The 23,579-nt window shown below is 40.6% G+C and carries 22 protein-coding genes, 1 tRNA gene, 1 other RNA gene and 1 pseudogene; 6 read left to right on the forward strand and 19 right to left on the reverse strand.

Features of this window, described 5'->3' with window-relative positions; all coding sequences use genetic code 11:
• On the forward strand, positions 1 to 1,196 hold a 1,196-nt coding region (locus tag E7204_RS05975; protein WP_295182764.1), incomplete at its 5' end, for a hypothetical protein.
• 226 nt (positions 1,197 to 1,422) lie between these two features.
• On the opposite strand, the gene E7204_RS09615 is transcribed toward E7204_RS05975, so the two are convergent.
• From E7204_RS09615 to E7204_RS06040, 14 genes and pseudogenes are all read right to left on the reverse strand, one after another.
• On the reverse strand, positions 1,423 to 1,506 hold the full coding sequence (locus E7204_RS09615) for a putative holin-like toxin (RefSeq protein ID WP_366483575.1): 84 nt from the start codon (positions 1,504 to 1,506) through the stop codon (positions 1,423 to 1,425).
• A 159-nt stretch (positions 1,507 to 1,665) separates the two neighbouring features.
• Positions 1,666 to 2,316: a hypothetical protein gene (locus E7204_RS05980; RefSeq protein WP_295182767.1), complete on the reverse strand. Its 651-nt coding sequence runs from the start codon at positions 2,314 to 2,316 to the stop codon at positions 1,666 to 1,668.
• A 196-nt stretch (positions 2,317 to 2,512) separates the two neighbouring features.
• A complete protein-coding gene (locus E7204_RS05985; RefSeq protein WP_295182770.1) occupies positions 2,513 to 3,787 on the reverse strand; it encodes a putative porin in 1,275 nt (424 codons plus the stop codon).
• A gap of 417 nt (positions 3,788 to 4,204) precedes the next feature.
• On the reverse strand, positions 4,205 to 5,527 hold the full coding sequence (locus E7204_RS05990; RefSeq protein ID WP_295182772.1) for a putative porin: 1,323 nt from the start codon (positions 5,525 to 5,527) through the stop codon (positions 4,205 to 4,207).
• Positions 5,528 to 6,229: 702 nt separating this feature from the next.
• Positions 6,230 to 7,512: pseudogene (locus E7204_RS05995) on the reverse strand (S-layer homology domain-containing protein).
• Between the two features lie 674 nt (positions 7,513 to 8,186).
• The gene (locus E7204_RS06000) at positions 8,187 to 8,564 is read right to left on the reverse strand and encodes a hydrogenase expression/formation C-terminal domain-containing protein (RefSeq protein ID WP_295182775.1); all 378 of its coding nucleotides are present in this window, start codon (positions 8,562 to 8,564) and stop codon (positions 8,187 to 8,189) included.
• Positions 8,561 to 9,049 carry a HyaD/HybD family hydrogenase maturation endopeptidase gene (locus E7204_RS06005; RefSeq protein ID WP_295182778.1) on the reverse strand — a complete coding sequence of 163 codons (489 nt, stop codon included), beginning with the start codon at positions 9,047 to 9,049 and terminating at the stop codon, positions 8,561 to 8,563. Before E7204_RS06005 ends, E7204_RS06000 begins: the two co-directional genes overlap by 4 nt.
• Positions 9,033 to 9,746: a Ni/Fe-hydrogenase, b-type cytochrome subunit gene (gene cybH, locus E7204_RS06010; RefSeq protein ID WP_295182780.1), complete on the reverse strand. Its 714-nt coding sequence runs from the start codon at positions 9,744 to 9,746 to the stop codon at positions 9,033 to 9,035. The genes E7204_RS06005 and cybH overlap by 17 nt, the downstream gene beginning before the upstream one ends.
• Positions 9,747 to 9,760: 14 nt before the next feature.
• Positions 9,761 to 11,662 carry a nickel-dependent hydrogenase large subunit gene (locus tag E7204_RS06015; RefSeq protein WP_295182782.1) on the reverse strand — a complete coding sequence of 634 codons (1,902 nt, stop codon included), beginning with the start codon at positions 11,660 to 11,662 and terminating at the stop codon, positions 9,761 to 9,763.
• Positions 11,662 to 12,813 (reverse strand): hydrogenase small subunit, encoded by a 1,152-nt coding sequence (locus tag E7204_RS06020; protein ID WP_295182784.1) that lies wholly within the window; start codon positions 12,811 to 12,813, stop codon positions 11,662 to 11,664. Before E7204_RS06020 ends, E7204_RS06015 begins: the two co-directional genes overlap by 1 nt.
• Positions 12,814 to 12,978: 165 nt before the next feature.
• Entirely contained in the window at positions 12,979 to 13,305 is a 327-nt protein-coding gene (gene trxA, locus E7204_RS06025) for a thioredoxin (protein ID WP_295182785.1), read from the reverse strand.
• 165 nt (positions 13,306 to 13,470) lie between these two features.
• Positions 13,471 to 13,819: RNase P RNA component class A (gene rnpB / locus E7204_RS06030), an RNA gene on the reverse strand.
• 236 nt (positions 13,820 to 14,055) lie between these two features.
• Positions 14,056 to 15,171: a Nif3-like dinuclear metal center hexameric protein gene (locus E7204_RS06035; RefSeq protein ID WP_295182787.1), complete on the reverse strand. Its 1,116-nt coding sequence runs from the start codon at positions 15,169 to 15,171 to the stop codon at positions 14,056 to 14,058.
• A gap of 114 nt (positions 15,172 to 15,285) precedes the next feature.
• Positions 15,286 to 16,026 (reverse strand): class I SAM-dependent methyltransferase, encoded by a 741-nt coding sequence (locus E7204_RS06040; RefSeq protein ID WP_295182789.1) that lies wholly within the window; start codon positions 16,024 to 16,026, stop codon positions 15,286 to 15,288.
• 287 nt (positions 16,027 to 16,313) lie between these two features.
• Here E7204_RS06040 and E7204_RS06045 point away from each other — a divergent pair, with 287 nt between their 5' ends.
• The 5 genes from E7204_RS06045 (at position 16,314) to E7204_RS06065 (ending at position 18,518) form a co-directional block, all read left to right on the forward strand.
• Positions 16,314 to 16,886, forward strand: a complete 573-nt coding sequence (locus E7204_RS06045; RefSeq protein WP_295182791.1) for a hypothetical protein — start codon at positions 16,314 to 16,316, stop codon at positions 16,884 to 16,886.
• 274 nt (positions 16,887 to 17,160) lie between these two features.
• Complete coding sequence (locus E7204_RS06050) at positions 17,161 to 17,322, forward strand: hypothetical protein (protein ID WP_295182793.1); 162 nt, start codon at positions 17,161 to 17,163, stop codon at positions 17,320 to 17,322.
• A 120-nt stretch (positions 17,323 to 17,442) separates the two neighbouring features.
• Positions 17,443 to 17,811, forward strand: coding sequence for a hypothetical protein (locus E7204_RS06055; protein WP_295182795.1), 369 nt, complete (start codon positions 17,443 to 17,445; stop codon positions 17,809 to 17,811).
• The gene (locus tag E7204_RS06060; RefSeq protein WP_295182797.1) at positions 17,798 to 18,058 is read left to right on the forward strand and encodes an alpha/beta hydrolase; all 261 of its coding nucleotides are present in this window, start codon (positions 17,798 to 17,800) and stop codon (positions 18,056 to 18,058) included. The genes E7204_RS06055 and E7204_RS06060 overlap by 14 nt, the downstream gene beginning before the upstream one ends.
• A 187-nt stretch (positions 18,059 to 18,245) precedes the next feature.
• The gene (locus E7204_RS06065) at positions 18,246 to 18,518 is read left to right on the forward strand and encodes a hypothetical protein (protein ID WP_295182799.1); all 273 of its coding nucleotides are present in this window, start codon (positions 18,246 to 18,248) and stop codon (positions 18,516 to 18,518) included.
• A gap of 306 nt (positions 18,519 to 18,824) precedes the next feature.
• Here E7204_RS06065 and E7204_RS06070 read toward each other — a convergent pair whose 3' ends face one another.
• The 5 genes from E7204_RS06070 to dnaG all read right to left on the reverse strand — a co-directional run bounded on the left by E7204_RS06070 (position 18,825) and on the right by dnaG (position 23,217).
• Positions 18,825 to 19,037, reverse strand: a complete 213-nt coding sequence (locus tag E7204_RS06070; protein WP_295182801.1) for a hypothetical protein — start codon at positions 19,035 to 19,037, stop codon at positions 18,825 to 18,827.
• A gap of 70 nt (positions 19,038 to 19,107) precedes the next feature.
• Positions 19,108 to 19,533, reverse strand: coding sequence for a hypothetical protein (locus E7204_RS06075; RefSeq protein WP_295182803.1), 426 nt, complete (start codon positions 19,531 to 19,533; stop codon positions 19,108 to 19,110).
• 485 nt (positions 19,534 to 20,018) lie between these two features.
• Positions 20,019 to 20,093: transfer RNA gene (locus tag E7204_RS06080), tRNA-Ile, on the reverse strand.
• Between the two features lie 166 nt (positions 20,094 to 20,259).
• Positions 20,260 to 21,423, reverse strand: a complete 1,164-nt coding sequence (gene rpoD, locus E7204_RS06085) for an RNA polymerase sigma factor RpoD (RefSeq protein ID WP_021841649.1) — start codon at positions 21,421 to 21,423, stop codon at positions 20,260 to 20,262.
• A 24-nt stretch (positions 21,424 to 21,447) separates the two neighbouring features.
• Positions 21,448 to 23,217, reverse strand: coding sequence for a DNA primase (dnaG, locus tag E7204_RS06090; protein ID WP_295182805.1), 1,770 nt, complete (start codon positions 23,215 to 23,217; stop codon positions 21,448 to 21,450).
• Positions 23,218 to 23,579: the final 362 nt, after the last annotated feature.

Raw genomic sequence — 23,579 nt, forward strand, 5'->3', positions numbered from 1 at the left:
CTCGTTACGAAATGGCTCAGATGGTAGCTAAAGCTATGGCTAACGAAGCTCGTGCTAACGCTGAACAACAAGCTATGATCAACCGTTTGGCTGATGAATTCGCTAGCGAATTGAACAACTTGGGCGTTCGTGTTGCTACTTTGGAAAACAAAGTTGGTAACGTAAAAGTTACCGGTGACGTTCGTCTTCGTTACCAAGGCTTTGAAAAGAAAGGTCGTTATTATTTAGGTACTGAAGCACGTCCTAATAAACAATCTAAATTTGACAATCGTGGTCGTGTTCAATTCAATGCTAATGTAAACGAAAATACATCCGCTGTAATCCGTGTATCTACAGGTTCTACTGAATTTGGCAATGCTAAAAGTAGCGATGTTGAATTCGATCGTATGTATGTAGCGCATAAATTCGGTCAAGATACAACTGCCGTAGCTGGTCGTTTTGGTGTAGTTGTTGGTAATGGTTTAATTTATGATGACACTTTTGATGGTGCTGCAGTAACTTATGACAACGGCAATTTCAGCGCTACAGCAGCTCATGGCTATTTTGTAGCTGGTACTTTATTTGATGGTAGTGTATTCTTTGATGATTACAGCCGTGGTTTCGATGTAGATGGTTTGAATGCCGATACTAATACTTCTTTAACTTTATTACAAGCTAAAGCAAAATTAGGTGAAAATGCTACAATTGGTGCTTTCTATGCATTAACAAACCGTACAGGCGTTTTAGAAATTGATGGCATTGGCGATGTTAGTTTAGATAACGATATTTATGGTGCATCTTTAGACCTTAATTTTGGCAAATTCTGGATTGGTGGCGAATATGCTACATTCAAAGATGATTTCAAAATTGACGGAACTCGAACTGAACTTAAGTATGCCGGCAGTAAATTAGATAAAGATGCTTGGGTTGCTGGTGTTGGTTATGGCGACTATGATATTAAAAAAGCAGGTACTTGGGATATCAAAGTTCAATACTTTGACCAAGGTGCATTATCTCCTGTAATCAGTTCTACATGGAATCAACCTGTTAACAGCAATTATAAAGGCTGGATGGCAACAGTTGATTATGCATTAGCTGATAATGTAGGCTTATCTGCATACTATGCATTTGATGGTAAACAACAGCAAGACCTCGATGGTGATGGAAGCAAAAAAGTAAGCGATTACTATCGTGCAGAATTAAACTACAAATTCTAATTGTACCAGAAATAGAATTATCTCGTAACACAAAAATAACCACTTCCTTTGGAGGTGGTTGTTTTTGATTATCTTTATATTCCATGTTGCTCATAACTTGACGATATGGTCAAATATGATATACTAAAAATATAAAGAGAGCTATTAACGTGTGTAGGCGTTAGGCTCATCTAAAGTGTATGAACAGATACTCCTAACGTATGAAGTACGGCAATACTTCTGGGCGTTAGGTGTATTTCTTTAATGAAATAATTTGCTCTATAAGAATAGCAAAACCAATCATTAATGATATAGCTTCGTATACAGTCATAGTATCACTACCTTTCGGTGATGAACGTAACTCACGTTAATAGCTCTGAATATTATTATAGCACTATGAATTTGAAAAATAATCATCTCAAATTCATAGTGCTATTTTTGATTTCATTGGTTTTTAATCAATCCCAAGATTTATCAAATGACAGAGGTATTAATTATTTTGCATAGCCGCTTTAGTTAACGTCATCTGATCAAGTGTAAATTCTCTATCGGCAAATTTGATACAAGCCTTTTTAAAAGCTCGTTCGGTACTACTAGTACCGGCAGCATTTTCCTTAACGATATATTTCTCATTGTACACATATTTATCTTCTTTAACGGAGTAAATAAGGACCGTGTACAATACGGTAACTTCAAATTTTACCGGCGAAAAACCGAGCCAAGCGGTTTTTACTTTCGAATCGGTAATTCTCGCATTAATCAATAATACATAATCGGAATTAGTTTGCTGTGCCATCTCATTTAATTCTTTTTTCTTAGGCACATAACCACGTCCCAAAGCAGTATCATCAGGATTCAAATCGTTTTCCAATAAGTATTCTTCAAATACGCTTTGGCTTTCGGACATACTAACAGGTGATAAATTTTTATGTTTAGCCAGTTCACGATCAATTGCTTTGTATAAAATTTCTCTGGCTTCTGTTTCATTACTTACTCCCGCATTGCCTACATAGACAAGCGGCATTATTCTTTCTTTACTGTCGCTATTAGAATAAGCGGTAACATCAAAGGCATTTGTTGTAAATACAGCTCCAACTAAAATAAAAATCCCCATCATTAACAGTGAAAAAATTCTCTTCATAGATAAACCTCCTCTTACCTAAAAATAAAATACCATACTAAATAATTTCGACATAAATTTTCAAAATCCTTCATATTTATAGATTTTTATAATAAAATTTAGTCCAAATTCCCTTAAAATGGCAACAAAAACAACCACTTCCCGAAGGAAGTGGTTGCCTTATTTTCACTACTTATTAATTCTGTTTTACGAGAAATTAGAATTTGTAGTTTAATTCTGCACGGTAGTAATCGCTCAAATCGTTACCGTCTTGGTCTTCTGCATTGAATGCCCAGTAAGCGGACAAGCCAACATTTTTAGCCAATGCATAGTCTACAGTAGCCATCCAAGCTTTGTAGTCAGCATTATATGGTTGGTTCCAAGTGGAGCTGATTACTGGAGAGTATTTAGCTTCATCGAAGTACTGAACTTTAACGCCCCAAGTACCTTCTTCTTTAATGTTGTAGTTACCGAAACCAATACCGGCTACCCAAGCATCTGTCTTGTTGCTGTCATCGATGTCATCTTTCCAAGTAGCATATTCGCCGCCAATCCAAACTTTGTCGAATTGAAGATCTAAATGACCACCATAGATATCGTCGTCAAGGAAACGGTTACCGATTGCGTAGAAACCACCGATAGTAGCATGTTCACCCAATTTGCCCTGAGCTTGTAATAAAGTTACGGAAACGTTAGTATCAGCATTTAAAGAATCAATATCTAGGCCATCTTCTGTAGCACTACCGAATAAGTTACCAGCCATGAAGTAGCCATGAGCAGCTGTAGCAGCGAAGTTACCATTGTCGTATGCCAAAGCAGCACCGTCAAAAGTATCATCATAGATTAAACCGCCGCCAATGAAGGCACCAAAACGACCAGCTACCAATGTAGTATCTTGGCCGAATTTATGTGCTACATACACACGGTCAAATTTAACATTACTGCTTGCAGAAGCATTACCGAATTCATTGTCACCAGTTGTTACACGAACAACAGCAGAAGTGTTGTCAGCTACATTAGCATTGAACTGGATACGACCACGATAGTCAAATTTAGATTTTTTGTTAGGGTTGTTACTATTGGAGAACATGTCTTTTTTGTCAGAACCCTGATAACGAAGACGAACGTCACCGGTAACTTTTACGTTACCAACTTTGTTTTCCAAAGTAGCAACACGAACGCCCAAGTTGTTCAATTCGCTAGCGAATTCATCAGCCAAACGGTTGATCATAGCTTGTTGTTCAGCATTAGCACGAGCTTCGTTAGCCATAGCTTTAGCTACCATCTGAGCCATTTCGTAACGAGTGATGTTGTTCTGGCCTTTGAAAGTGCCATCTGGGTAACCGTTGATTACACCAGCTGCTGCCAATTGAGATACGCTCTGGTATGCCCAATCGTTAGGAGTTACATCGGAGAATGGGTTTGCTGCGAATGCAGTAGTTACGCCAAGTACAGCAGTTGCTGCAAATACGGCTGCAAAACGTTTTTTCATTGTAATTACCCCTTTCGGTAAAAAACAGAAAAAAGAAATAAAATAGCAGATGGCATCTCATTTCATTCTTCATATTTCTATACTCATGTAATTTACAATGGAGTGTCCATGTTTCCTCGCACTTAATTACATTTTCTGTCAATCATGAAGCTGTCATGACTACCAATCTACGGACATAATACCACACTCGAATCAAAAATCAAAGGGTTTTATTATGATTATTTCGCATAGGTTATGCATCTGTCTTCTTAAAAAGGATTCAACTTCATCAAACTCACACCTTACAACCCCTTTATTCATCAACGTTTGTCCCTATATTGATTTTTGTTGATATTTACGACAACAAAAAAAGACAACTTCCGAAGAAGTTGTCTTTTTATATCCGAAACTACTATATTATAGTAATTATAGGTCAGATTAGAACTGGTAGTTCAATTCTGCACGGTAGTAGTCTGGTAAGTCAGCGCCGTCTTGGTTTTCAGCGTTGAATGCCCAGTAAGCGGACAAGCCAACGTTTTTAGCCAAAGCGTAATCAACAGTAGCCATCCAAGCTTTGTAGTCGGAGTTTACTGGTTGATTCCAAGTAGAGCTGATTACTGGAGAATGTTTAGCCTGGTCGAAGTACTGAACTTTAACGCCCCAAGTACCTTCGTTTTCGATGTCGTAGTTACCTACGCCAACACCGGCTACCCAAGCATCCTTACCGTCGTTGTTTACGCCAGTATTCCAGTTTTTGTCCCAAGTAGCATATTCGCCACCGATCCACAATTTGTTGAACTGAAGATCTAAGGAACCGCCGTAGATATCGTTATCCAAGTTGTCTAAGCCCCAAGCGTAGAAACCACCGATAGTAGCGTGTTCACCCAAGTTACCTTTAACTTGTGCAAGAGCTACTTTGTAGTTAGTGTCAGCATCTTTGCTGTCGATGGAAATACCATCTTCAACGGAACGGTTGTCGGAACCGTAAGCGCTGAACAAGTTACCGGTAATGAAGGAACCGTAACCACCGGTCAATGCGAAGTTGCCGTTGTCATAAGTGATAGCAGCACCATCGAATGGATCGTCGTATACTAAACCATTACCGATAGTGTTATCGAAACGACCGATTACAGCAGTAGTGTCTTTACCGAATTTGTGAGCAACATACATGTTGTCGAATTTAACAGTTGCATCATTTTGTGCATCGCCAAATTCTACACCATCATAACCGTTGTTGTCGCCAGCTGTAACGATACGAACTACAGCAGAAGTGTTATCAGCTACATTAGCATTGAACTGAACACGTGCACGGTAGTCGAATAAGGAACGTTTGCTGCTATTTTCGGAAGTAGCGAACATACCTTTTTTGTCGGAACCCTGGTAACGAAGACGAGCGTCACCGGTTACTTTTACATTACCAACTTTGTTTTCCAAAGTAGCAACACGAACGCCCAAGTTGTTTAATTCGCTAGCGAATTCATCAGCCAAACGGTTAATCATAGCTTGCTGTTCAGCGTTAGCACGAGCTTCGTTAGCCATAGCTTTAGCTACCATCTGAGCCATTTCGTAACGAGTGATGTTGTTCTGGCCTTTGAAAGTGCCATCTGGGTAACCGTTGATTACACCGGCTGCTGCCAACTGAGCTACGCTCTGGTATGCCCAATCGTTAGGAGTTACATCAGAAAATGGGTTTGCTGCGAAAGCAGTAGTTACGCCAAGTACAGCAGTTGCTGCAAATACGGCTGCAAAACGTTTTTTCATAATAAATTACCTCTTTCCAAAAAAAGATTTAATAATGTTTGAACCAACATTATCTATTCTTCATTTCAGATACTCAGTAATCTTAAATGGAGTGTCCATGTTTCCTCACAAGTGACCGCTTTTCTCATATTAATGAATTTCGATGTCGTTCGTTCTGTAATCATTGTATCGCGGTCTTCATGATTTGTAAAGAAAACTCAAAATTTGTCCACGAGTTTCCAAGAAAAAATATGACAATTTTCGATGTAATATAACTTGTACCCCTCATGAATACTTCAATTATCGTCAATTCTCATTTATAGCAATATTACACGAATTGTTAATCTATTTTTTCAGAGTTTTCTGAATAAATTGAGAATTTATCTATATTTAGTCTATTAAGAGAAAACAAATTGTAAGATATCAAATACATATACCCCTCTCTAATTTGATTTATAATTATAATATATTGATTAGCTTGATTTTTATATTTACTTTATGTTTCTTTTTATTAACACATGTTTTTGTCCACTACAATTACACAGTATGTAAAATTCATGTAAATTACATCAATCATATCCCTATAAAATGCATAAAAAACAGAGCCGATTAACACGATTTCTCGTGCCAATCGGCTCTTAAAATTTACCTTAGAATTAACATTTTATAGTCAATTTATATGTAATTTTTCTTCTTAATTGAGAATTTAATTCAATTCAACTATTAGAATTTGTAGTTCAATTCTGCACGGTAGTAATCGCCTAAGTCGTTACCGCTCTGGTCTTCAGCATTGAATGCCCAGTAACCGGAAAGACCTACGTTTTTAGCCAATGCATAATCAACGGATGCCATCCAAGCTTTGTAATCGCTGTTGTATGGTTGGTTGAAGGTGGAGCTGATTACAGGGGAGTATTGCCTTCATCGAAGTACTGAACTTTAACGCCCCAAGTACCTTCTTTAGCGATATCGTAGTCGCCGTAACCGATACCGGCTACCCAAGCGTCTTTATCGTTAGATTGTACCAAAGTGCCGTCTTTATCGGAGAAGGTTGCATATTCGCCGCCTAACCAAACTTTACCGTAGTTGAGGTCTAAGGAACCGCCATAGATATCGTTATCTAAGTTTTTGTTACCGAAGGTATAGAAACCGCCAACAGTTGCATGTTCACCGAGTTTTGCTTTAGCCTGTAACAATGTTACGGTTGCATTGTCATCAGCGGATGCATCGCTGAAGTCATGTGCATAGGAGCCCATGCCACCGTTATTGAACAAGCCGCCTTCCATGAAGGAACCGTAAGCAGCGGTTGCGGAGAAGTTGCCATTGTCATAGTTTAAAACAGCACCATCAAACGTATCATCGTATACTAAACCATTACCAACGAAGGCACCGAAACGACCGGCAACTGCTGTAGTATCTTTACCGAATTTGTGAGCTACATATACACGGTCAAATTCTACATCAGATGTTGTGGAATCACCGAATTCCATATCACCACTGGTTACACGGATAACAGCGGAAGTGTTGTCGTTTACATTAGCATTGAATTGTACACGACCGCGCATATCAAACTGGGATTTCTTACTAGTGTTATCGGAGCTGATTACACCTTTTTTATCAGAACCTTGGTAACGAAGACGAGCATCACCGGTTACTTTTACATTACCTACTTTGTTTTCCAAGTTGGAAACACGTACGCCCAAGTTATTCAATTCATCAGCGAATTCGTTAGCTAAGCGGTTGATCATAGCTTGCTGTTCAGCGTTGGCACGGGATTCGTTAGCCATTGCTTTAGCTACCATCTGAGCCATTTCATAACGAGTGATGTTGTTCTGGCCTTTAAAAGTGCCATCAGGATAACCGTTGATAACACCGGCTGCTGCCAACTGAGCTACGCTCTGGTAAGCCCAGTCATTAGGAGTTACATCGGAGAATGGATTAGCGGCGAACGCAGAAGTTACACCAAGTACGGCAGTGGCCGCAAATACAGCTGCAAAACGTTTTTTCATAATTATTACCCCTTTCGGAATAAAACAACTAAAATATATCTTTTAGGTTGTCAACTTCCGAAACAAAAGGAATTAAGAAATAATGTTTCGATTGGAGTGTCCATGTTTCCTCACAATGTAATATATTATTTCGTTAACTCAGTTGTTTCATCGTCTGAACTAACCTATGGACACATAATACCAACGAAAACTAAATTCAAAATGAAAGTACCAAAACTTCACGTTCAAGGAAAGCATGTTTAAATCTATAATATTAGATATAAAGATGTATTGAACAACCTGTAAACCCTGTTATTAAGGGATTTATACCCTTTCGGATTGTTTTTATCTCCGAAAATTTTCAAAACTAAAAAACCAAAATAAGTTTTTCAGTTTCATCTTCTTCATCATCTACCATGAATTTTTCATGTAAAATCGCCTCGTACTATGAAATTATCGTGAATTTTAACGCACAAAAAGACCTGATTATCTTGATTTGCTTCATGGAGCGTTTAGAAAACTCCATAAAATCAGCAAAATCGGCAAACATTTTTGTTAATATCGCTAAATTTATAATATTCTTTATGGATAATCACATAAAAAAACACCCGTGAAACCCTTTTTTAAGTTTCACAGGTGTTAAAAACATATTAACTTACTTACTGTAACTTACTAGTTGTAAATTACTTATTGTTTTACATATCGGCAGCGTCAATCCACGTCTGAAGTTCCTCTTCAGCAGTTTCAATATCTTCGTCAAACGCGCCGCAGAGGCTTGGATAACGGCCGACTTCAAGCGTGTACACAATGGCTTCATCACGAGCATTGCGGAACGTACCGAGCCAAATGCCGGAAAACTGCGTTTCATACCATTCCACCGGTTGATCCGTTTCCGTAAAATTAATGGTAATGTTGCCACGCCCCAGCGTTTCCATGACTTCTACCTGCTCTTCCATGGTGAGACCCGTTTTTTCAATATAAATGGTATGTGTCTCGCCTGTTTCGCGGAGTCGTTTTAACGCCAATTGTAATTCTCTTAAAATGGCTTGTACATTGCCATAATTTTCTATCATTTCTTACGTACCTCAATTCCCCAAGCTTTTAGTTGCCGGATAACACGCTCAATCACTTCCGGCATAGCAGCCTGTACGATTTCCGAAGGCTCAAAGCCTACTTCAAGACTGGCCGGTTCTACACCGATAACAGTAGCATCCTCTAAGGGATCTTCCTGCAAAGCACGAATACGCAGAATATCCTGCATGCCCACTTCGTGTACGGAAATATTCCCGGTGAAGTAGTTTTCCGTTTCCTGATGAGGAAACTCGTAAATCGTGCCGGGCTTTTCACCACCGTTAACGGCATCCACCAAGAGAAGTTTTTTCATCCCCCGCATGTAACTTAGAAGCTCCATGCCCATGGTGCCACCGTCAATAATATTTACGGCAGGCGTAAAGTCATACTCTTTTTCCAACTGTTGTACGGCATGTACGCCCAAGCCTTCATCGGTAAGCAAAATATTACCTACACCTAAAACGGTAATATTACTCTCGTTTACCATATAAATCCTCAATATCTTCCGGATCTTCCGGATAGAATTTCATACCCGATACCATACTGGATACTTCGCCGGATTCTTCCATTACATCTTCGCGGAAGGCCAAGTATACATGAGCTACCGTGAATAATAAGAAGAACCAAGCAATGTAATGGTGAATGATATGAATCTGATATTCGTTAAACAATAAATTTACCGGGTTGAACACGATGGCCAACCAGCTGTCAGGACGAATCTGCAAATACATGGCAAGGCCTGTGCAGATTTCGAAGAACATCATAATATACACAATTAAATAACTGGTACGTGCTAAGGAGTTACGAAGCACACGGTGTTCTTCCTGACGCGGTAACATTAAATAGTGTAACGTGGTTTGTTTTAAACCGTCCCAATATAAGCGTTTGCGGAACTTAGGCAATAAACGGTCACCGCGATAGCGAATGGCCCCATAGATGCGGAATACAAAGGCAAAAATGAGGATAAACGCAAATCCGAAGTGAACGCGGCGAATCATTTCCATAGAAAACCAGCTGTTAATCGCTTCCGCCGGTTCTTTACCTACGAACATACTGAACCCGGGATCCCCGATATAGAGACCGGTCCAGAAAAGGAACGTAACGCAAAGCACCATGGTCCAGTGAAAAATACGCAACCACAGACTAAATACACGATACGGCTTTTTATCCGGTTGTTCTAACATATGAATCCCCCCTATTATTTGCACAAAGCATCCGTATTAACAGAGACGATTTTTTCACCTTTCTTATTGTACAAGTGTGTTGCACAAGCAAGGCAAGGGTCAAAGGAGTGAATCCCTTTCAAAATTTCAAGCGGTTTGTCCGCAATTTTAACGCGCGTATCAATCATATTGGCTTCGTACGCACCATGTTCGTTCGCCATTGTCTTAGGACAGGCATTCCAAGTAGACGGTACGATACACTGGTAGTTGTCGATTTTAGCGTCTTTAATTACGCTCCAGTGACCGAGGGCACCGCGTGGCGCATCAAGAACACCGACGCCTTTGGCTTCTTTTGGCCAAGAATTAGGATCGAATTTAGTCATATCCGCCACTACTTCGTCGCCGCCTTTAATGTTGGCAACTAATTTGTTGAACATATATTGACTCATATTAACCGCAACCTGTGCATCAAGGGCACGGCAAGCGGTACGACCTACCGTACTGCACATCCAGACATGAGCCGGTACGCCCAATACGGAGGATACGGTGTCAATTTGTTTAACAATCATCTGTTCCGCCCAAGACGGATTGCTGATGATGCCTTGTTTTACTTTCGTATACACTACGATATATTTTGCCAACGGACCAACTTCGCAGGCTTTACCTTTGAAGGTTGGCGATTTAATCCACGAATATTTCTTGGTTTCATCGAGGAATTCCCAATGTTCTTTAGTACCTGTCTTAGGACCGGTATAGTTAGGTTTGGTAATCCCTTCACTAGGATGGGCCGTCTTCGTGCCGTTTGGATATTCATACCAGGAGTGTTCAACTTCTTCCGATAAGAAGTCAGGGTTCATCAAATCAGGACCGTCCATCGGAATAAATGTGGCTTTATCAACGCCGAGGCCGAAGTTTTCTACCACGCCGTTGGCACGGATTAAGATTTTTTTGAAATAATCGCCGTTGGAAATACCGCTATATGGTTCATCCGGATAGTCACCGTAGGCCATGGCGCGTGTTTTGGATAAGCCGCCGCCATCAACCATACCCGCTTTGGCATAAATCTGACCGATTGCCAATACATCAGGTACATAGAAGTAATCTACCAAATCCTTAGCCAACGAAATGGATTCGTCAACGGTGGCGAGGCGGGCCGCATTAACCGGTGCATTCATGTCGTCCATGGAAATGGAGCATGGCATACCGCCGATACAGAAATGCGGATGCGGGTTTTTACCGCCAAATACAACATGCGGTGTTACAATATCACGCTGGCGGTCCAAAATGTTGAGGTAGTGAGCTACGCCCATCAAATGAACTTCCGGCGGCAATAACTGATAGTCAGGATGATCCCACCACTGAGCCGCGAAGATACCCAATTGACCGCTTTCTACGATTTTTTTAACTTTCGCTTGAATAGCCGCATAATATGTGGCATTACCTTTCGGGAATTCTTTCGGATACGCCGAAGAGGTACTTTGTGTTTCAGCCGGTTCCAAACCGCTCAAGTTGTAGTTCTTAAGAACTGTTTCCTGAAGTGCGGCTGTTTGTGCCGGATCGGCTTTTAAGGCTTCGATTGGGCTAACCCAGTCGAGCGCATGTAAATGGTAAAAGTGAACGATATGGTCATGCGCATCTAAACAACTGTGCATGATATTACGAATATAGTTGGCATTTTTCGGAATCTGAATGCCTAAAGCATCTTCCACGGAACGCAAGGATGCAATGGCATGAGTAGATGTACAAACACCGCAGATACGCTGTACAAAAGCCCACACATCACGAGGATCGCGGCCTTTCGCTACCAATTCAATACCACGCCATGCAGTACCACTGGATAACGCGTCTTCTACCTTACCGGTTGCTTCATCTACATTCACCTCAACCCGCAAATGACCTTCAATACGAGTAATCGGATCAACTACTACACGTTTCATTAGTGGTTACCTCCTTCGTTATTCGTCTGCTCAGACGCTGCTTTTTTTGCTTCCTGTTCAGCGATTAATTTCTTTTCAAGCTGAATTGTATCATATTTATGTTTAGCCAAGGTTACGCCACCATGAGCCACAACGGCGCCGAAAGCGGTAAGACCGGCAATGGTACCGATGGTATCAGCGGTGGTAACTGTATTGGCCACCTGAACTTGCGGTAAACGCTGCGTGAAAACACCGTTATCCCAGAAGCCTTTTTCACTACAACCGATACATCCGGAACCGGACTGAATCGGATAGGATAAACCATTCCACCAACGCAAGTTACCGCAGGAGTTGTATGTTACCGGACCGCGGCAGCCCATTTTATAAAGGCACCAACCGGCTTTCGCTCCTTCATCATCGTATTTTTCAACGAAAAGACCGGAGTCGAAGAACGGACGACGATAGCATGTATCGTGAATGCGGTTGCCGTAGAATTGTTTTGGACGGCCTTCCACATCGAGTGGCGGGATTTCACCAAACAAGGCATAGTGCATGATAACGCCGGTCATAACTTCAGGAATTGGCGGGCAGCCCGGTACTTTAATAATCTTTTTACCGGATACGACTTCAGAAACCGATACGGTGTTCGTAGGGTTTGGATTAGCCGCCTGAACACCGCCCCAAGCGGCACAGGAACCGTATTCAATGATAAAAGCGGCGCCGGCGGCACATTCTTTAAGTACGTCAACGAACGGACGACCGCCAACCATACAATAGGTACCGTTATCATCAAGAGGTACACCGCCTTCAACGGCTAATACATACTGCCCTTTTTTATCGTTTAATAATTTATGTAGGTGAGCTTCAAAAGGAGCACCTGCCGCTGCAGATAAGGTATCATCGTATTCCAACGCAATCATGTTTAATACCACATCGGAAGCAAATGGTGACGTAGAACGGATGAAGGATTCATCACATCCTGTACATTCATGGCCATGTAACCAAATTACGGTTGGTAATTCTTTCGTGTCGGCCGCTTCCACCACTTTATTTAAAAAGGTCGGTGGCATGCCTAAAATGGCGGTCAAAGCCACACATGTTTTCATAAATGTGCGGCGGCTGAGTTTACGTTCCTGGAATAACTTCCACAGACTATTTGTCTTCTCTTTCACAGGTGGCCCCCCCTCGCTTGCAATAACTTTACTGTCCTTTGGAAAATATCTAAATTTTTATATTAATTATTATAGTAAGTATATCATGTTGTATTTAAATTTTCTATAGAATATTACATGAAATTGCTGTATTACAGGCAAAACTTAACTATAACTTAATACACATTATTTAATAATAGAACGAATTAAGCCTTCTACAACGGCTGCCGGTTTGTAACCTGCAATGCGATCTTTTTCTTTGCCGTTTTTAAAGCAAATAAGGGTAGGAATACCTTGGATTTCATATTTCAAGGCAACATCTTTTAGGGCTTCCACATCAATGGTAACTACTTCAATGTCATCTTTCATGTCTTCAGCTAATGTTTCCATTTCGGGATTCATTAATTCACAAGGTTTGCACCAAGTGGCCCAAAAATCGGCAACTACCACTTTAGACGATTCTTTTACTACTTTTTCCAATGCTTCTAAGCTTTCAATTTTTGTAACAGACATTACAATCCCTCCTTAATACCTAATCCTCTTAGTATTGTTTTATTATACGTATGTGGTGACAATGTTTAGTCAAAAAATGTATTATATTTATCTACATTCTAGTTTTAATTATACTCATCTGCCAATCAATTTTTGACTAAAATAAAACCGCCCCGAAGAGCGGTTTTAAGCAAGCAATCAATAAGCCGAGTTCTGTTCTGTTTGCACAGCGGTGATTATCTTTCTAGGCCTATAATTGCTTATAGGCTCAAGCGGCACAACCCGAAAGGTAGGCGGGCCACCCTTATCCCTTCCCTATTCGGCCTTGCTCCGGATGGGGTTTACCGAGCCAATATATTACTATATTGCTGGTGCGCTCTTACCGACACCGTTCCACCCTTACCGCATAAGCGGCGGTTTACTTTTCTGTGGCACTATTCCCTATGGTCACCCACGCCGGACGTTATCCGGCATCCTGCCCTATGGAGCTCGGACTTTCCTCGAACTTACGCTCGCAATCACCTTTCATACTTGCTACTTAAAGTCTAGCAGATACAGCGAAGTAGGTCAATTATCTTTTTCTCAATATTTGTATGAACAGATAGCACATCTAAAGGTATCGAATCAGCTGATAACCATCTAATTGAGATTGACCTTCAACACTGTTTATTGCTAGTTATCCCACTCTAATCAAAGCAACATACTTTGTTACTTAAATATTCTATTTACCTAAAAAACTATCTAATCGATATTTATTTAAGCCTATTTCGTTTATGCGAAGAAAAAATCTTCATGTACATCACTGCTAACAACCGGCACGTCAGTCACTTTTTGTTCTTGTAATTGCATACCTATATGAGCAGCCAATAAAGCGGCCGCGCCGATTTCAGTACCGAAATGACCAACATCAGCAACTAAAATGCCCAGTTCTTTGGCCATTTGCATATCGTGATACTTCACGTCACCCGTCACATAAGCTTGTGCCCCCATTTTAGCAGCCACTTTAATAAATTCGGCGCCACTGCCGGTGCAAAGGGCTACTTTAGTAATAGCGTCCACTTTAGCCCCGCCAAAACGCGCTCGTCCCCGTGGGAAACAAGCTTTAATGAGTTCTATAAAGCCTTCCGTGTCTAACGTATCCGCCAATTCACCGATGCGGCCGATGGTCGCTTCTTCACTCGGTGTCACCAATTGATGTACCTCATAGGCCGGCACTTCGTATGGATGGGCCGCTAAAAGAGCTTCGATGACAGCGTTCACCAAATTCTGTGGCACAATGGCTTCGATGCGATCTTCTTTCACCGTTTCACTTTTGCCGACTTCGCCAATATAAGGATTAGCACCGTCTAATGGTTTGAAAGTACCTGTTCCTTCGGTGTAAAAAGCACAATGACTGTAGTTCCCTATTTGACCGGCTCCCGCATCACCCATGGCTTGCATTACCACATCACGGTGAGTAGCCGGTACAAAGGTAATAATTTTACAAAAACCTTGTTCGTGAACAGTCTCAAGCCCTTTCACATTACCTAAGCCAATTTGGGCCGCTGCCAAGTCGTTCAAGCCACCCGGTGCAATATCCAAATTAGTATGGGCGCTGTACACGGCAATTTTCTTGGTAATCAGTTGAATCACCAAACGACCTAAAGCGGATTCATCGGTTACTTGCTTCATCTCTTTAAAAATTACCGGATGATGGCTCACAATCAGGTTGCAGCCTTTCGCTTCCGCTTCCGCCACCACTTCCGGCGTTACGTCAAGGGTTGTCAAAACACCGGTCACTTCCATGTTGCGTTCGCCTACCAAAAGACCTACATTATCCCAATCTCCTTTTAAATGCTTTGGTGCCAATTTTTCTACGATTTTGGCGATATCCTGCACTGTAGCCATAATTGCCTCCTTTATTTTATAAAAGTTAATATTCAAATTCATTAGCCGATTCATTAGTTGATTCATTGGGCGATTGATTGGCCCATTTGTCTGGATTCCATCTAGCAAACCAGCTTATAGTAATTCTTTTAATTCCTTAACTTCGCCCGCTAAGGCTTGATATTTTTCCGTATGTGCCATAGCATCCGTCATACCTGCCAAGGCCGATTCACGAATATGAAGTAAATGCGCCATGTGATCTTGCCACAAAGGTGGCTTTTCGCGTTGAACCAGCGCTCCTACCAGCCACAACAAGGATGTATTCGGCAGAGCGTCATAAGGGTCTTTTGCATCAAGTATTGCTTGTGTAACCGGTCCATCAGCCGTAACATAGTCTGATTCTCGGCCTTTTTTTAGCGCCAAGAATGCTTGGTAATGTTTACCCATGTCCGTCATAATCACTTCGCGCACAATGCGATAGCCCTGTTGCACCATATACTGGCGAAGCTCTGCCTGGCCGTTCTGCGGTTGGAGTACATAAAAGTCCAATAATTCCGGACCTTCTTCAATAATGTCTCTCATTAAAAAACCGCCCATACCGCAAATAACGACGCCCTGTAATTCGCCTTTTTTTACCACTTGCAAACCATTGCCCAAACGACAATCGATAAATTGGGCCACGTCCGTTGACGCCACATAGGCTTTAGCCGAAGCTAAAGGGCCTTTATTTACATCGCCGGCAATCGCTTTTTTAGCACGGCCGCGCGCTACCAGTTCCACTGCTAAATAGCCATGATCCGTACCGATATCGGCAATAACTTCAGCCTTCGGAATCAAGGTAAATACCGCTTCTAACCTATCGGTCATCTTTTTCATTGACTTAATTCCTTTCAATCTATATATCCTTTAATAGGTGATTATATTTTTTACTATATATTATATTGTAACACATAGCACGGATTGTTTCTTGGTACGCATTAAAATAGAAGGAGTTTCCTGTGTGACTGTCGAAACAATCAACAACAGCTACTTGTATTTTATTGGTATGTTTATAGTCTCAATCTTTGCGGAGGTATCTTATGTGGAAAAAACTTCTTCTGTCTACCGGCTTGCTTGCATGCTTTACTTGCCCCCAATTTACAAGTGATGCCTATACAGTTCTAATGCACCAAACAGATGTGAATATGAACCTCACCTACCCGCTAGTCTATCTTGACAATGAAGCCGCCCAAACTAAAGTCAACACTGAAATTGCTGTTTATGTTGAAAAAATGCGCGACCTCTATTACAAAGAAAAAATGTATATGGTGAATTTAAACTACGAAACGACCTATGAAGATGATAATTATGTATCGCTTATCATCACAAGCGGTTGGTATAATGGTCAAAGTGCTCATGGCTACTACACATCGCAAGGGCTCGGTTTTGACAAACACACGGGTAATCTCATCCCAGCCACTAACTATGTCCACCTTAAAGACGATGAGCAATTGTATAAATTAGTCATGGAAGGCATGCTGCCTGTTTTCAGCTCTCGCGAACATCAATTACAGTACAATGAATTCCAGATTCTCGATAAAAAAATTCCGATTCGTAACAATAACTATGTGTTACTCGGCGAGGGCAAAATTGCTATGCTCTATCAGCCGTATGAAATATCTTATTACGCTAACGGCGTGACAAGGATTGTGTTTACTCCGGAAAAGATTGAGTATATTAATAGGTTAAACTCGTAAAACACCTTCCTTTGTTAAAACAATCTCCCCCATTATAACAAGCTTCGTATAGTAATACACCCTGCCTCAAAGCCATTAAAATCGAAAACTTTAAATTTACCATCGACAATAGTACGATATCGAACTATAACGCAATTTGCAAACAGTACGATATCGTACTTTAAATTGTAAAAAAAATCAATGAAACTCTATTAGTTAAAATTCCATTGAGTTAGTATCGAGTCAAAGTATTTTTTTACAATATGATTAGGTTTAAGATAAATGAGTTAATCTTATGCGAACAAATGTAAAGTTCTATAGTCTCAATATTAAATTAAGCGATATGCTCTATTTACCGGACGATTATGATGGTCGTCAATTGATAGGCATTGTTGTATGTCACCCTGTGGGCGGCATGAAAGAACAAACCTCAGAACACTATTCCGAAGAATTATAGAAACGGGGTTTTTCCGCCCTTACGTTCGACGAAGCCCGTCAGGGTGAAAGTGAACGCGAACCTCGTGGTTTAGAAGATCCGTTCCAGCGAGCGGAAAATATCAGAAGCGCTGTTTCCTATTTGGCTTCGCGTTCTTTTGTTGATGAAAAGAACATCGGCATTCTCGGCGTTTGTGCCGCCGGCAGCTATGTTTCCTATACGGAACAAACCGACCGTCTTATGAAAGCCATTGCTACCGTCAGTGCGGTGGATCCGGCAGGCGAATTATTACAAGATCCGGCCATGCTCAATACCTTGTTAAATCAAGCAGGTTTGCTCCGCAACACGGAGACTCATGATGACGGTCCGTTCCAATTTCATGTAAATCCGGGCACACCTACCAAAGCTGAAGCCTATCCGGAACGCAGTATGTTCCGCGAAGATTATGACTATTATATAGCCGGCATAAAAAAACGAACGCTCCACCGGCTGGGGTATGTTACAATATGATGTATTAGCTCACTTCCGTCCATTCGAACACATGGAATGGATTGCCCCTCGTACGTTGCTTATGATCGCTGGTACTGAAGCCGACACTCGTCATTTTTCAGAAGATGCTGTAAAAGTAGCCGGTAGCAATGCGGAATTATTCGACACCGAAGGTGCCTCCCATATGGATTTGTACTACAAGGATAACTTCGTGGACCAAGAAGCAGTTGATAAATTAGTGAGCTTCTATCAAAAATATTTACAATGAGATAAGTAAAAAAATATCTGACTCCAAGTCGAATCGAGAATATGTCAATCGACTCTATGAAACCGTCCAAAACATTAAAAACATATATAATGATTGGTCAAAAGCCCATGGCCTGCTCTATTACGATATGCAGCTTTACTACGCCCTCATGGAGACGCCTAATTATACACTGACATAAAAAGATATTGTGGAGCAAATCCAGGCCCCGAAGACTACAATCAACAGCTTAGTGAAACGCCACTTGGCTAAAAAATACATCTCGATGACTACCAATCCGGATAATCAACGTGAAAAACTCATTCAATTGACGCCAACTGGTAAAGAATTTGCCAAAGAGCTCATTCTGCCTTTGTTTAAACAGGAAGAACTGGCTGTGACCGAGCTTTCGACAGAAAGAATTGAGGAAACAATTAAAACGTTGAAGGAGTTTGGAGAGATAATTGAAAAGTTAAAAATATAAAAGTAAAGCTCCTAGGACGAAGCAACTTTTTTCTAATAAAAGCAGTGAAACAGTAACAACTTTTATCTTAAACTTAAAACTATATTTTTACACGAAAAACCGACCTCCTTAAACTTAGATTTTTAAGGAGGTCGGTTTATATTGTAAGTACTTTTTAAGCAAAAGCTATATTATTATATTTATTTTCACACAATGTCTGATATACTTGAGTATCACTTTCCTCAGATTCTTCTTTTAACAGGGACAATGCCAAAGTATACTGAGCTATAACTAATGGGAACATCAGCATCATTATCCATATAACCCTCATTTTTCTATATAAACTATTTTTTTTATAGCGATGATTACTATAGGGCAAACTATAAAATGCAAAATAGGAACTAAAAAAGCTAGATAAACGCGTCCATCTAAAACACCATTTTGATTCAGTCTAAATATTATAGACGTTACTAATCCCAAGTAAACAGCAATCAACATCATTGCAAATAATACAATCACATCAATCACGCCTTTCTTCATCAATAGGAAATTCTGTATCTGCCTTTGAAGTTTCAGTACCATCATTTTTTTTAGCAAACCAACCAGTTGCCTATTCAATTGTGTACAGAAGTAACAGTCCAAACGCTATTGAAATTACAAAGCCTTCACTGCCAAACAATGGTACTAATTTACCAGGTTTTATAAACGCAATAACAAATCCTACATCCGTATTCACTATACTAGCAACTCCCATGAGCCCTACTACGGATATAAATGTTATCACCAAAATTACCGCCAATGAAATCCAACTAAATAATTGACGGATTTTATCATTACATTTAATACTAAGTATATATGATAATTGAGATAAAGAAAATACTACCAAAGTATTAAAAAAAGATCTACTCTCCTCAGCATTAGTCCATAATATTACGCAAGATAAAAGTGTTACAAATATCCTTAACAACAATAATTTACTTGCAGAATAAACCTCATATTTAGAATAAGTTATTACTTGCACTTTCTTTGTAGTCAAAAGTCTTTCCCCTTCTATGTAACTACAGTATAACAATTTATCAATATAAAAATCAATTGTCATACCAAAATAACATATTTATAATCAACGATAACTAAAAATCATTTATATTATATATCAAATATCATTACAAGAAAAGCGCCCTTTCAAGTATCTTCTTATATTATGGTATCATTATGAATTGCCTGTATAAAACTATCAGTTTTTCAGCCAATTTTATATCTTATACTATACGACAAAATCGCTTACATTGCTGCTAATTGATTTTAAAAATTTTTCACCCCTTTGATTACTAATATATGTCAATCTCGGTCTAATCACTGTCTCCCACCTCTCACTACCTCTACAACCTCGAAGTGCCCTGTAGATCCATTTGTTAAATATACCGTTATTGGCGACAGTATGTCGAAATTGGGCTATAATTACAGCAAAAAAAGAACCACCATTACCTTTCACAAGTAATCAGTGGTTCGTTTTGGAGAATATGGTGGGCCCACCTGGGTTCGAACCAGGGACCGACCGGTTATGAGCCGGTTGCTCTACCCCTGAGCTATAGGCCCATAGGGAAATACCGTAGTATTCCACCAAAATATTATACACAATAAGTGTGATTCACGTCAATATAACGCCGAAAATCTACACTTAAAGTGTGATTCACATCAATACACCAGCGATAGGCAACGTTAATCTCAAATTTTCTAAGTGCATCACTACCAATGTTTAATCTTATAAGAAGTCTTTGATCTTATCGCGTTTGCCACGGTTACGAAGTTTCGTCAAAGCTTTACCTTCAATCTGACGAATACGTTCGCGGGTAACGCTGAAGTGCTGACCTACTTCTTCCAACGTACGAGGTTTGCCGTCTTTCAAGCCGAAACGCAATACCAAGACTTGCTGTTCACGATCTGTTAAGCAGGAGAATACATCTTCGATTTGTTCTTTAAGCAAGATGTAGCTGGCTGCATCGTCCGGCGCAATGGCATCCTGGTCTTCGATGAAATCGCCCAAATGGGAGTCTTCTTCTTCCCCGATTGGCGTTTCCAAAGAAACCGGTTCCTGTGCAATTTTCTGGATTTCACGAACACGTTCTACACTGATGCCCATACCTTCCGCAATTTCTTCAGGCAATGGTTCGCGACCTTTATCCTGTAAGAGTTGACGGGAAATACGAATCAATTTATTAATCGTTTCTACCATATGTACCGGAATACGAATCGTACGAGCCTGGTCGGCAATCGCACGGGTAATGGCCTGGCGAATCCACCATGTTGCATAGGTGGAGAATTTATAGCCTTTCGTATAGTCGAATTTATCAACCGCTTTAATGAGGCCCAAGTTACCTTCCTGGATTAAATCCAAGAATAACATGCCGCGACCTACATAACGTTTAGCGATACTAACTACCAAACGCAAGTTGGCGTCAATCAATTTCTGTTTCGCTCTTTCGCCGGCTTTCATTTCTTTATACGACGCATCATCCTTGGCCCCCGCTTCAATCTGCTGAGCCAAAAGAATTTCTTCGTCAGCGGACAACAAAGGTACGCGGCCGATTTCTTTTAAGTACATTCTTACAGGGTCGTCAATGTTAACGCCTTCAGGAATACTAAGGTCAAGGCTTACTTCTTTCGCTTCGCGAACTTCGTCGCTTTCTTCTTCATCTTCGATGATGTCGTCTTCTTCAGCTGCCACTTCGGCATCATCGGTGATAACGTCTATATTACTTTTCTGTAATACTTCATACATATCGTCTAACTGCTCAGCCGTAAGTTCTACTTCTTCGTGAAGAGCATCCGTAATTTCTTTACTCGTTAATGCCCCTGCCTTACGACCTTTTGCCAGTAATTGTTCTATTATTTCTTCTAACCGTGATTTAGTTTGCTTCTTAGCCACAATGCTCTTCCTTTCTTTCATAGTTTATCGAGACCATTCTTTAATCAATGTTTGTAATTCCTGGCAAATACGCAATTCCTCAATGAATTTAGGATTACCTGCCCGGTTCAGTTGATCTGCTAACACACTATGTTGTTTATACTGTTCTCGTAATGACTTCAAGCGCACTGCTCGTATATAGCCATCCACTTGTGCTTCCTTATACTCGCCTTCACCAAGCACCATTAAGCGACCATAAGCGGTCTTTTCATCGTCAGTAAGCATTTCTTCCAGCGCCACTGATGTAAGCGCACCGGTCTTACTTAGAAGTTCTCCGGCTTTGTTAAACAAAGCACGGTACAAAGGATTGGTTATATCCTCCAACGGTAAATATTGATGAATCCGTTCCCAAGCCGCCGGCCAAACTACGGCCGCGGCCAGTAATCGGTCTTCTTCGGTCGTCACATTTTTCGGCACAACCTCACTAGCCGTATCGGTTGGTAATTCTACCCCACCTTTGGCCAAGTATTGGCGAAACATGCGAAAAATCTGACTATTATCCAGCCACAATGGCAATGCCAGTGCTTTCAGATAATTTTCGCGCTCTATCTGACTGCTTGTAGCACCTATGAGGGGAAACACTTCTTCTAAAATAGCCTGTTTGCCGGCCATCGTATTACTGTCGTGCCGAATCATGGCACTGTTCAAGTAAAAATCAAATGGCCGCACGGCCTCATCTACGAGTTTTAAGAATGCTTCCGGCCCATGGTTGCGCACATAATCGTCCGGATCTTTGCCGTCCGGCATAGCTACCACGCGCACTTTAAATTCCGTATCTTGTAAAAGCTCAATAGCCCTGCGCGCTGCTTGTTGCCCGGCTCCGTCCATATCATAGGCCAGTACGACTTCATCAGCCTGACGCACTAATAAGCTCCCGTGATCTTTGGTATAAGCCGTTCCTAAAGAGGCCACTACATTGGTAACCCCTCGATTATGAGCACTTATAACATCCATATACCCTTCTACTAAAATGACCTGTTTTTTCTCCCGAATAGTTCGGTATGCTTTGTCAAAAGCAAAGAGCATATGGCCTTTATTGAATAATTCATATTCCGGTGAGTTTAAATATTTAGGCTTACTGTCATCCAGCACACGGCCACCAAACGCAACGACACGCCCTTTCCCGTCCATAATGGGAAACATTACACGATTACGAAAATAATCATACGTTTTACCATTACTTTTACGGCAAAGACCGGTCTCAATTAATATGCGTTCATCTATGCCTCGCTCTCTGAATGAGCGATATAGTTTGTCCCAATTGTCGGGCGCAAAGCCAAGCTGGAATTTTTCGATAGTGTCTTTAGAAAGACCTCTTTTCTCCAAATAGGTAAGGCCTGCTTTACCCATCTCAGTCTGCGTCAGGCAATTATGAAAAAATGTAGCCGCCAAGGCATTCACCTTGTACAAATTTTCCCTGTGTGCCTGCCGATGTAATTCTTCTTTGGTTAAATCGCGCTGAGGTAACGCAATGCCCGCACGATTCGCCAACCTTTCCAAGGCTTCAGGGAATGACAGTCCATCATATTTCATTAAAAAGCCAATCGCATTGCCTGATTCGTGACATCCGAAACAATAAAAAAAGCCCTTTTCTGGGTTTACACTGAATGAAGGCGTTTTCTCATTATGAAAGGGACAACAGCCCCAGTAATTCCTCCCCTTCTTCTTCAATGTCATATGCTCAGAAATCACTGACACAATGTCATTTGCATCTTTTATCTGTTCAATCAGTTCAGCATCGAAGTGTCTACTCATTTCCTCACATCCCTTAATAAACTTCACTGTATATATATTTCTACAAAAGATAATGTTTTTCCTTCTATGTCAAGAAGATTTTTTTAAATATATTCATTTTTTATCTGCAAAATTTTTATGCAATTTACGCAATTGCTTTTAGGGTATGAAATAAGCCATTATAATTTATTTTGTTCACAAGGACTATTATTATACTTCTTTTCTCAATTAAAAACAAGACGAAAAAAAGGGTTCTATAATTTATTTTGGGGCGCTAAAGAGAAACGCTAGTTGCGTGTCCTCTTGGCGCCTACTTTTTTTTGCACAAAAAAAGATATATTGAATAAAATCCGATACAATAAAGGTGCTAACAATTAACGAAA

The organism is Veillonella sp. (assembly GCF_015058545.1).
Taxonomy (GTDB): domain Bacteria; phylum Bacillota; class Negativicutes; order Veillonellales; family Veillonellaceae; genus Veillonella_A.

What these genes read in the sequence shown, in the direction of transcription:
- E7204_RS06045 (WP_295182791.1), top strand. Translation starts at nt 16,314, where the DNA reads ATGCACCAAACAGATGTGAATATGAACCTCACCTACCCGCTAGTCTAT.
- E7204_RS06070 (WP_295182801.1), bottom strand. Translation starts at nt 19,037, where the DNA reads ATGAAGAAAGGCGTGATTGATGTGATTGTATTATTTGCAATGATGTTG.
- E7204_RS06060 (WP_295182797.1), top strand. Translation starts at nt 17,798, where the DNA reads ATGTTACAATATGATGTATTAGCTCACTTCCGTCCATTCGAACACATG.
- E7204_RS06005 (WP_295182778.1), bottom strand. Translation starts at nt 9,049, where the DNA reads ATGGTAAACGAGAGTAATATTACCGTTTTAGGTGTAGGTAATATTTTG.
- E7204_RS09615 (WP_366483575.1), bottom strand. Translation starts at nt 1,506, where the DNA reads ATGACTGTATACGAAGCTATATCATTAATGATTGGTTTTGCTATTCTT.
- E7204_RS05980 (WP_295182767.1), bottom strand. Translation starts at nt 2,316, where the DNA reads ATGAAGAGAATTTTTTCACTGTTAATGATGGGGATTTTTATTTTAGTT.
- E7204_RS05985 (WP_295182770.1), bottom strand. Translation starts at nt 3,787, where the DNA reads ATGAAAAAACGTTTTGCAGCCGTATTTGCAGCAACTGCTGTACTTGGC.
- E7204_RS06040 (WP_295182789.1), bottom strand. Translation starts at nt 16,026, where the DNA reads ATGAAAAAGATGACCGATAGGTTAGAAGCGGTATTTACCTTGATTCCG.
- E7204_RS06000 (WP_295182775.1), bottom strand. Translation starts at nt 8,564, where the DNA reads ATGATAGAAAATTATGGCAATGTACAAGCCATTTTAAGAGAATTACAA.
- E7204_RS05990 (WP_295182772.1), bottom strand. Translation starts at nt 5,527, where the DNA reads ATGAAAAAACGTTTTGCAGCCGTATTTGCAGCAACTGCTGTACTTGGC.
- E7204_RS06015 (WP_295182782.1), bottom strand. Translation starts at nt 11,662, where the DNA reads ATGAAACGTGTAGTAGTTGATCCGATTACTCGTATTGAAGGTCATTTG.
- E7204_RS06035 (WP_295182787.1), bottom strand. Translation starts at nt 15,171, where the DNA reads ATGGCTACAGTGCAGGATATCGCCAAAATCGTAGAAAAATTGGCACCA.
- dnaG (WP_295182805.1), bottom strand. Translation starts at nt 23,217, where the DNA reads ATGAGTAGACACTTCGATGCTGAACTGATTGAACAGATAAAAGATGCA.
- cybH (WP_295182780.1), bottom strand. Translation starts at nt 9,746, where the DNA reads ATGTTAGAACAACCGGATAAAAAGCCGTATCGTGTATTTAGTCTGTGG.
- trxA (WP_295182785.1), bottom strand. Translation starts at nt 13,305, where the DNA reads ATGTCTGTTACAAAAATTGAAAGCTTAGAAGCATTGGAAAAAGTAGTA.
- E7204_RS06050 (WP_295182793.1), top strand. Translation starts at nt 17,161, where the DNA reads ATGCGAACAAATGTAAAGTTCTATAGTCTCAATATTAAATTAAGCGAT.